We start from the raw sequence: 8,001 nt of genomic DNA on the forward strand, positions 1-8,001 counted from the left end.
CAGCGGCTCGGCGCCGTACCGAAGGCTCGGGCGTGCGGGCGCGCGAGCCGTGAGCCTCCTCGGCGCGCGGGCGCCTTCTCGGACAAGGCGCGCTCTGCGGCGTTGTTCCGCTCCGGCGCGCGGCGAAGTCTGGTCCTCATGGAAGAGACCATCCGGCGGTCCGGCGGCCGGCGCGCGTTACCGCCGTCCGTCCTCGCCCTCGCGACCGCCACCTTCTGTGTCGTCACGACGGAGATGCTGCCGGTGGGACTGCTCACCTCCCTCGGCCACGGTCTGCACACCTCCGCCGGTACGACAGGGCTCACCGTCACGCTTCCGGGCCTGGTCGCGGCGCTCGCCGCGCCTCTGCTGCCCGTCGCCGTGCGCCGCGCGGACCGGCGTACGGTCCTGTGCGTGCTGCTGGCCGTCCTGGCCGCCGCGAACGCCCTCTCCGCGCTCGCGCCCGCCTTCGGTGTGCTCCTTCTGGGCCGGGCCCTGGTCGGTGTCTGTATCGGCGGAGTGTGGGCGGTCGCCGCGGGACTGGCCGTACGGCTGGTGCCGGAGGAGTCCGAGGGCCGCGCCACCGCCGTGATCTTCAGCGGGATAGCGGTGGCGTCCGTGCTCGGTGTGCCGGCCGGGACGTTGATGGGCGGTCTCGCCGGCTGGCGCTGGGCGTTCGCCGCGATGACGCTGCTCGCGCTGGCGGTCACGGCGCTGCTCGCCGCCCTGCTGCCGCCGCTGCCCGCCGAAGGAGCCGTACGTCTGGGCGAGGTCGCGGGAGTGGTCCGTATCCCGGCGGTACGGGCCGTGCTGCTCGTGGTGGCCTTTCTGATCACCGGCCACTTCGCCGCGTACACCTACATACGCCCGGCCCTGGAGCGGGTGCCCGGGCTCGGCACGGGCGCGGTCGGCACGCTCCTGCTGGTGTACGGCGTCGCGGGCATCGCGGGCAATTTCCTGGGCGGTGCCGCAGCCGCCCGCGATCCGCGCCGGGCGCTGCTGGTCATCTCGGCGGTACTGGCGGGATCGGTACTGCTGAGCGTGCCGGCGGGCGGTTCGCTGCCGGCCGCGGCGGCGCTGCTCGTCGTCTGGGGACTGGCGTACGGCGGAGTCTCGGTCAGCGCGCAGAACTGGCTGATGGCCGCCGCGCCCGGGCGCCGGGAGGCGGGCTCGGCGCTCTTCGCCGGGCTGTTCAACGCGGCGATCGCACTGGGCGCGCTGCTCGGCGGCCGGGCGGCAGACCGCTTCCAGGTCGAGGGCGCGCTCTGGCTGGGCGGCGCGCTGGCGGTACTGGCGCTGGGCGCGGTCGCTCGCCGGGCGGGATCTCGCCGGGCGGGATGAGCGAAGCCCGTCCGGCGAGCGGTGACGTACCCGTCCGTCAGCCCGTCAGCCCGTCAGCCGGCCAGCTCGGCCGCCACCAGCTCCGCGATCTGGACGGCGTTGAGCGCCGCGCCCTTGCGGAGGTTGTCGTTGGAGACGAAGAGCGACAGCCCGTTCTCCACGGTCTCGTCGTCACGGATCCGGCCGACGTACGAGGCGTCCCGGCCGGCCGCCTGGAGCGGCGTGGGAATCTCGGACAGTTCCACGCCCGGCGCGTCCTTGAGCAGCTCGTACGCGCGCTCCACACCGAGCGGACGCGCGAAGCGGGCGTTGATCTGGAGCGAGTGGCCCGTGAAGACCGGCACCCGGACACAGGTCCCGGACACCTTCAGCTCCGGGATCTCCAGGATCTTGCGCGACTCGTTGCGGAGCTTCTGCTCCTCGTCGGTCTCGAAGGAGCCGTCGTCCACCAGATTGCCTGCGAGCGGCACCACGTTGAAGGCGATCGGCCGCCGGTAGACGACGGGCTCCGGGAAGTCGACGGCCTCGCCGTCATGGGTGAGCCGGTCCGCCTCGTCGACGACCTTCTGCGCCTGGCCGTGCAGCTCGGCGACACCGGCGAGACCGGAGCCGGAGACAGCCTGATAGGTGGCGGTGACCAGCGCGGTCAGCCCGGCCTCCGCGTGCAGCGGGCGCAGCACGGGCATGGCGGCCATCGTGGTGCAGTTCGGGTTGGCGATGATGCCCTTGGGACGGTTCCTGATCGCGTGCGCGTTGACTTCGGAGACGACCAGCGGGACCTCGGGGTCACGGCGCCAGGCGGAGGAGTTGTCGATCACGACGGCGCCCTGGGCGGCGACCTTCTCGGCGAGCGCCTTCGAGGTGGCGCCCCCGGCCGAGAAGAGCACGATGTCGAGCCCGGTGTAGTCGGCCGTGGAGGCGTCCTCGACCGTGATCGCCCGGCCCTGCCACTCGATGGCGGTGCCCGCGGACCGGGCGGAGGCGAAGAGCCGCAGTTCGGCGACGGGAAAGTCCCGCTCGGCCAGGATGCTGCGCATGACCGTGCCGACCTGACCGGTGGCTCCGACGATTCCGACCTTCACTGGGGCTCCTCACTCGCGACTGTCCCGGGAACGCGTTCCCACATCATGCGTCGGTACCGGGCCGGGTTGTCCAATCCATTGTCCAAAGGACGGAACTGTCCAACGGAACTGTCCGAAGGACGGAACGCCGAAGGGGCGGGCGTCCGCGTGGACACCCGCCCCTCCATTACCGCACGAGTTACGGAGTGACGCTCTCGATGATCACACTGCCGGTGCCCGCGGCCGTACCGCGCGCGTTCAGCAGCTGCACCTCACCGAAGAACTGCCGGCCCTCGGGAGCCGCGCTCTTCACCAGCACCTCGGCCGCGACCTGCGCCGACGCACCGCTGTCGAGCTTGACCGCGCCGCTCGCGCTGATCGTGCCGAGCGAGCCCGAGTAGTACACATCGCGGTAGTCGTACGCCGTGGTCCCGGCCGGGACCGAGTAGGCGTCCACGACGGCGGTGTACGTACCGGCGGCCGGGTTGGTCAGGGTGACCGTCTCGTCCGCGCTGGCGCTCGTGGAGGAGCCGATCAGCACACCGTTCCGGTAGACCAGGAGGTCCAGGTCGGCGCCGTTGTCCGAGGCGCCGCCGATGGTGAAGTCGAGCTTCTCGACTCCCGCGCCGATGGTGACCGTGGACTCGATCTGGTCGCCGTCCGCGATCGTCGGGCGCGTGACCTTCGCCGAGCCCAGCGAACCGCCGCCGAGCTTGCCGTCGATGGCCGCGGCGCTGTTGGTGACCTTCCACCCGACCGGAGCGGGCGTACCGATCGTGGCCGAGGGAATCGTGGTGACCGCCGGGTCGAAGACGGCGCCGAGGATCGACACGTCCAGCTTGTACGGGTTGTCGAGCAGCGGCGACGTACGGCGCGACTCGACCTCGATCTCCCAGACGCCGGGCTGCGGGTTCTGGTACGACCGCAGATCCGGGCGGCAGGTGTTGCTCGGGTTGTTGTAGTTCGGGTAGCAGTAGATCGTGGAGCTGTCCTCCAGCGCCACGCCGTACGGGTGGATGGAGATGAACCGGGTCTGGCTGCCCGTGGCCAGCCCGCCCAGCGCCACCTCCAGTGTCTTCGCGCCCGCGGGCACCGTCAGGAAGTACGACTTCGAGCTGTTGCGCTGGACCGTGTCGGACGCCGAGAAGGCGTACGAGGGCTTGTCCACCGGCTTCGAGACGACCACGGTGGCGAGGATCTGCTTGTCCACGCCCTCCGAGTCACGGTCGTCCAGCTCCAGGATGGCGCTGTGCACACCGGCGGAACCGGGCTTCGCCTCCACGGCGACCGTGACCGGCTTGTTCAGCGGCAGCTCGACGTTGTGGCTGCCGACCAGCCGGAAGGTGTCGTCATCGTTGTACTTCCACTTCAGCCGGTGCTTCACCGGGCCCATGGGGCCGGTGGTCCGGGTGATGGTGATGTCGTACTTCTTGCTCTGGCCGGCCTGGAGGCCGCCCTCGCGGTCGTACAGACCCGTGCCGAAGCCGGGCGTCTTCAGGAACTCGTCGATCGCGGTGTCGACCGGCGCCTTCACCGCGTACTCGTACGAACTGGTGTCGCGCTGGATGGCCTTCCACGCCGCCACGACATCGATCAGACCCGCGCCCTGCTCATGCGCCTGGAGGCCGTCGATCTCCTCGGCGGTGCTGGTGAGCGCCGTCCGCAGCTTGGCCGGGGTGAGGTCGATGTGCTTCTGCTTGGCGGCCGAGATCAGCAGCGCGCTCGCGCCCGCCGCCTGCGGCGAGGCCATCGAGGTGCCCTGGAGCATCGAGTAGCCGGGCGGCAGCGTGTAGCCCGCCTCGGCGACCGGGCTGCCGGGCAGCCAGGTCTGGGTGCTGTTGATGGCCGCGCCCGGGGCGGTGATGGTCGGCGTGAAGCCGCCGTCCTCGCGCGGGCCTCGGGAGGAGAACGGAAGCAGCGCGTACTTCTTCGTCACACCGGAGCCGTAGTTGGCGGCCCAGGTCTCCTTGGAGATCGACGCGGCGACGGAGATGACCTTGTCGGCCAGGGCCGGGTCGCTGATGGTGTTCGTACCGGGACCGTCGTTGCCGGCCGAGATCACCAACTGCACGCCGTAGGTGTCGATGAGCCGCGTGTACAGCTCGGCACGGGCGTTGTTGCCGTCGTTCAGCGGAGGCAGACCGCCGATCGACATATTGACGATGTCGACACCGCGGTTGACGACGAGGTCGATCATGCCCTCGGTCAGCGCGATGCTGGTGCAGCCGCCGCTCCAGGAGCAGGCGCGCGAGGAGACCAGCTTGGCGCCGGGAGCGGCGCCGCTCATCTTGCCGCCGAAGAGCCCATTGGCGGCGGTGATACCGGCGACGTGCGAACCGTGCGCGCCCTCGATGACACCGATGCTGACGAAGTCGGAGGTCGCGCCCGCCGCGTTGTAGACGACGTCCTTGCGGATCTCGACCACGAACGGGATGCGCTCGGCCACCGGAGTGGCCGGGTTGTCCGTACCGAAGTAGCCGATCTGGAAGCCGTCCTTGTACGGCTTCATCGCCACGTCGTCGGTGAAGTCGCCGTCGTTGTCCAGATCGACGCGGACGGTTCCGGCGGCCTGGTCGTAGAGCACGCCCCAGACGTCGGTGGTGTCACCGTCGCGGTTGAGGTCGCCCGCCATCTCGCCGCCGAGCGTGGCGTTCTCGCGGAACAGGTTGAACTTGTACGAGCCGGCCGGAGCCGTCCATGTACGTCCGCCCGCCGTGAACGACGGGCCCGACACCGCGGCGTTCATGATGCGCCAGGTGCCGTCACCGTCGGCGACCGGGTCCGTGGCCGTCACCCAGTCGACGATCTTGCGCTCGCCGGTGGTGGTCTTCTGGAGCGCGGGATGGCCGAGGTCGACGCCCGAGTCCAGGATGCCGATGGTGACTCCGCGGCCGTCGGCCGTCGGGTTCTTCCTGACGAAGTCGACCGCACCGGTCTCGAAGGACGGGTTGTACGGGTTCTCCGCGGCGGTCTTGCTGCTCGGCGCCGGGTACTTCTCGACGTCGGCCGAAGCCTTGGCGGAGCCCTTCGAGCCCTGGTCCGCGTCCGCCGCGGGCCTCGGGTCGTCGAGCTTGATCTCCTGGTTGAGATCGATGCCGTGGACGGAGGAGAGTTTCTGGGCCGCCCTGATCGCCGCGTCCGCCTTGGCGGTGGGGAGCGTCGCCCGTACGTAGCCGAGTTTGTCGTACGTCTTGCCGACCACGGCGCCGGGGACGGCGTCGAGCTGGTCGGCGACCTGCTCGGTCGCCCCGGGAGCGGTGGCCACCATCAGGGATATGTTCTTCTCGCCCGCGGCCTCGGCCTTGGCGAGCAGATCCGCGTCGGCCGACCCCAGCTTGTCTGAGGACGACTTGACGGGAGCGGGGGCGGCCGGGTCGTCGGCGCCTGTGGCGGAGAACGCGGGCACCGCACCGGAAGCGATCAGCGCGGCCACCAGGCCGGCCGCCGCCGCGACCCTGGCCACGCGTCTCGGTCCGGATATGGAGCGCTCGGATTCGGAGGTCATCAGCATCCCTGCTTGTGAAAGAGACAGTCCGGATTTCGGTACCGGATGACCGCTCAGCTTTTCCTAAGTGACAGGGGTTTGTGGAGAGCTGTCAGGGATGCGTTTCGGTCATGGCGTACATCCGCCAGCGCGGTGGTTGCGCCATGAAGGATCAATCGGACAGATCCACCGGAGCCCCGGATCTCGTCGCCGTCATGGTTCTACCCTCGCGGGATGAACCAGGAGCTACGAGTTGCCGCCTACGCCGTGTGCGTTCAGAGTGAACAGATCCTTCTCGCACGGTGGGTGGCCCGTGACGGCACCAAACGCTGGACGCTCCCCGGCGGCGGCATGGACCACGGCGAGGATCCCATCGACACGGCGGTCCGCGAGGTCGAGGAGGAGACCGGCTACGCGGCCGAGATGACGGCGCTGCTCGGTGTGGACTCGATCCGCCGCCGCTATCCGCGCAAACTCGGCAGTTTCGCGGACTTCCAGGGCCTGCGGATCATCTACGAGGCCCGGATCACAGGCGGTTCACTGCGTCCGGAGACCGGCGGCTCCACCGATCTCGCCGCCTGGTATCCACTCGACGCGGTCCGGGAGCTGGACCGCGTCGAACTCGTCGACACCGGCCTGGGACTGTGGCGCGAGCGGCCGGAGCTCGGCCGCTTCCCGGTGAATGGCTGAAAGTCGGTCAACCCGTGCTGAGCGGAAAACCCTTTCGCGGCTTCGGGCGTCCTGCCTGCCGATCGCATCGGTACAACAGGGGAGTTCACATGGCAGTACGTACGGTCCGGATCGCGCTCACCGGCACACTCGCGGCGGTGGCCCTCGCGAGCACCGCCCTTGTCGCGCCCTCCGTGGCGAGCACGGGCCCGGACGGAACCGCCGCCGCCCACCGTGCCACTCAGGAGGCCCTCGACGCCGCCGTCGAGGAGGGCGTACCGGGAGCGCTGGCCCGCGCCGAAGACCGCAAGGGCGTCTGGAACGGGAACGCGGGAGTCGCGGACCGGACTACCGGCCGCGAACGTCTTCCGCAGGACCGTTTCCGTGTCGGCTCCATCACCAAGACCTTCGTCGCCACGGTGCTGCTCCAGTTGGAGGCGGAGGGCAGGGTCGATCTGGACGACACCGTCGACAGTGTGCTGCCCGGCGTGGTGCGCGGCAACGGTCACGACGGGCGCCGGATCACACTGCGCCAGCTCCTCAACCACACGAGCGGCGTCTTCAACTACACCGAGGACGAGGAGCTCCAGCAGAAGATCTTCGGGGACGGCTTCTTCGAGCACCGCTACGACACGCGGGAGCCCCGCGAGCTGGTCGACATCGCCCTGGCCCACCGGCCCGAGTTCGCGCCCGGCACAGGCTGGAGCTACTCCAACACGAACTTCATCCTCGCCGGGATGGCCGTCGAGAAGCTGACGGGCCGCCCGTACGCCACCGAGATCGAGCGCCGGATTCTGCGGCCTCTGGGCCTGCGCGCCACCACCGTCCCGGCCACCGACCCGCGGATGCCCCAGCCGTCGGGCCGCGCCTACTCGACACTCTCCCCGGACCCGGCCGCGCCGGTCCACGACGTCACCGAACTCAATCCGTCGGTGGCGGGAGCGGCGGGCGGGATGATCTCCAACCCGGCGGACCTGAACCGCTTCTACAGCGCGCTGATGAAGGGCAGGCTGCTGCCGAAGCAGCAGCTCAAGGAGATGAGGACGACGGTCTCGATGGGCGACGAGGCCCCGCCGGCCTACCGCTACGGGCTCGGTCTCCAAGTCCAGGAACTCCCCTGCGGCGAGACGGTGTGGGGCCACGGAGGCGGGATCAACGGGTCCTCGTCGGCCGCGGTGACGACGGCGGACGGCAGGCATTCGCTGTCGCTGAACTTCAATGCGGACCGGACGGGGGACGCGGGGGCGGTGGTCGAGGCCGAGTTCTGCGAGTAAACCTCCCGGTTGGGGGCCGTGGTGCGGTGCGCCTTCCGGCGGGGGGCCGTGGCGTGGGTGGTGCCGGTGCCGGGGCCTCCGGAGGTACATGTCCGGACGGCATGATTTACGCCGCGTGCGGGTGGGTTGTCGGGTGCGGGTTTCGTGTGCGGCACAAATCACGCTTTAGTGTCCGGACACGCACCTCCTACGA

Annotated in this window: 5 protein-coding genes; 3 read left to right on the forward strand and 2 right to left on the reverse strand. The window is 70.1% G+C overall.

Features of this window, described 5'->3' with window-relative positions:
- Positions 1–138: 138 nt before the first annotated feature.
- Positions 139–1,320, forward strand: coding sequence for an MFS transporter (locus GA0115259_RS14195; RefSeq protein WP_093596105.1), 1,182 nt, complete (start codon positions 139–141; stop codon positions 1,318–1,320).
- Positions 1,321–1,373: 53 nt separating this feature from the next.
- Here GA0115259_RS14195 and GA0115259_RS14200 read toward each other — a convergent pair whose 3' ends face one another.
- Together GA0115259_RS14200 and GA0115259_RS14205 are read right to left on the reverse strand one after the other, a co-directional pair.
- The gene (locus GA0115259_RS14200) at positions 1,374–2,402 is read right to left on the reverse strand and encodes an aspartate-semialdehyde dehydrogenase (protein WP_093596096.1); all 1,029 of its coding nucleotides are present in this window, start codon (positions 2,400–2,402) and stop codon (positions 1,374–1,376) included.
- Positions 2,403–2,580: 178 nt separating this feature from the next.
- Positions 2,581–5,892, reverse strand: coding sequence for a S8 family serine peptidase (locus GA0115259_RS14205; protein WP_176732545.1), 3,312 nt, complete (start codon positions 5,890–5,892; stop codon positions 2,581–2,583).
- A gap of 207 nt (positions 5,893–6,099) precedes the next feature.
- On the opposite strand from GA0115259_RS14205, the gene GA0115259_RS14210 reads away from it, so the two are divergent.
- Both GA0115259_RS14210 and GA0115259_RS14215 read left to right on the forward strand, forming a co-directional pair.
- On the forward strand, positions 6,100–6,555 hold the full coding sequence (locus GA0115259_RS14210; protein ID WP_093596099.1) for an NUDIX hydrolase: 456 nt from the start codon (positions 6,100–6,102) through the stop codon (positions 6,553–6,555).
- An 89-nt stretch (positions 6,556–6,644) separates the two neighbouring features.
- Complete coding sequence (locus tag GA0115259_RS14215; protein ID WP_093596102.1) at positions 6,645–7,808, forward strand: serine hydrolase domain-containing protein; 1,164 nt, start codon at positions 6,645–6,647, stop codon at positions 7,806–7,808.
- Positions 7,809–8,001: the final 193 nt, after the last annotated feature.

It is taken from the genome of Streptomyces sp. MnatMP-M17 (genome assembly GCF_900091995.1).
In the GTDB taxonomy this organism is placed as follows: Bacteria; Actinomycetota; Actinomycetes; order Streptomycetales; family Streptomycetaceae; genus Streptomyces.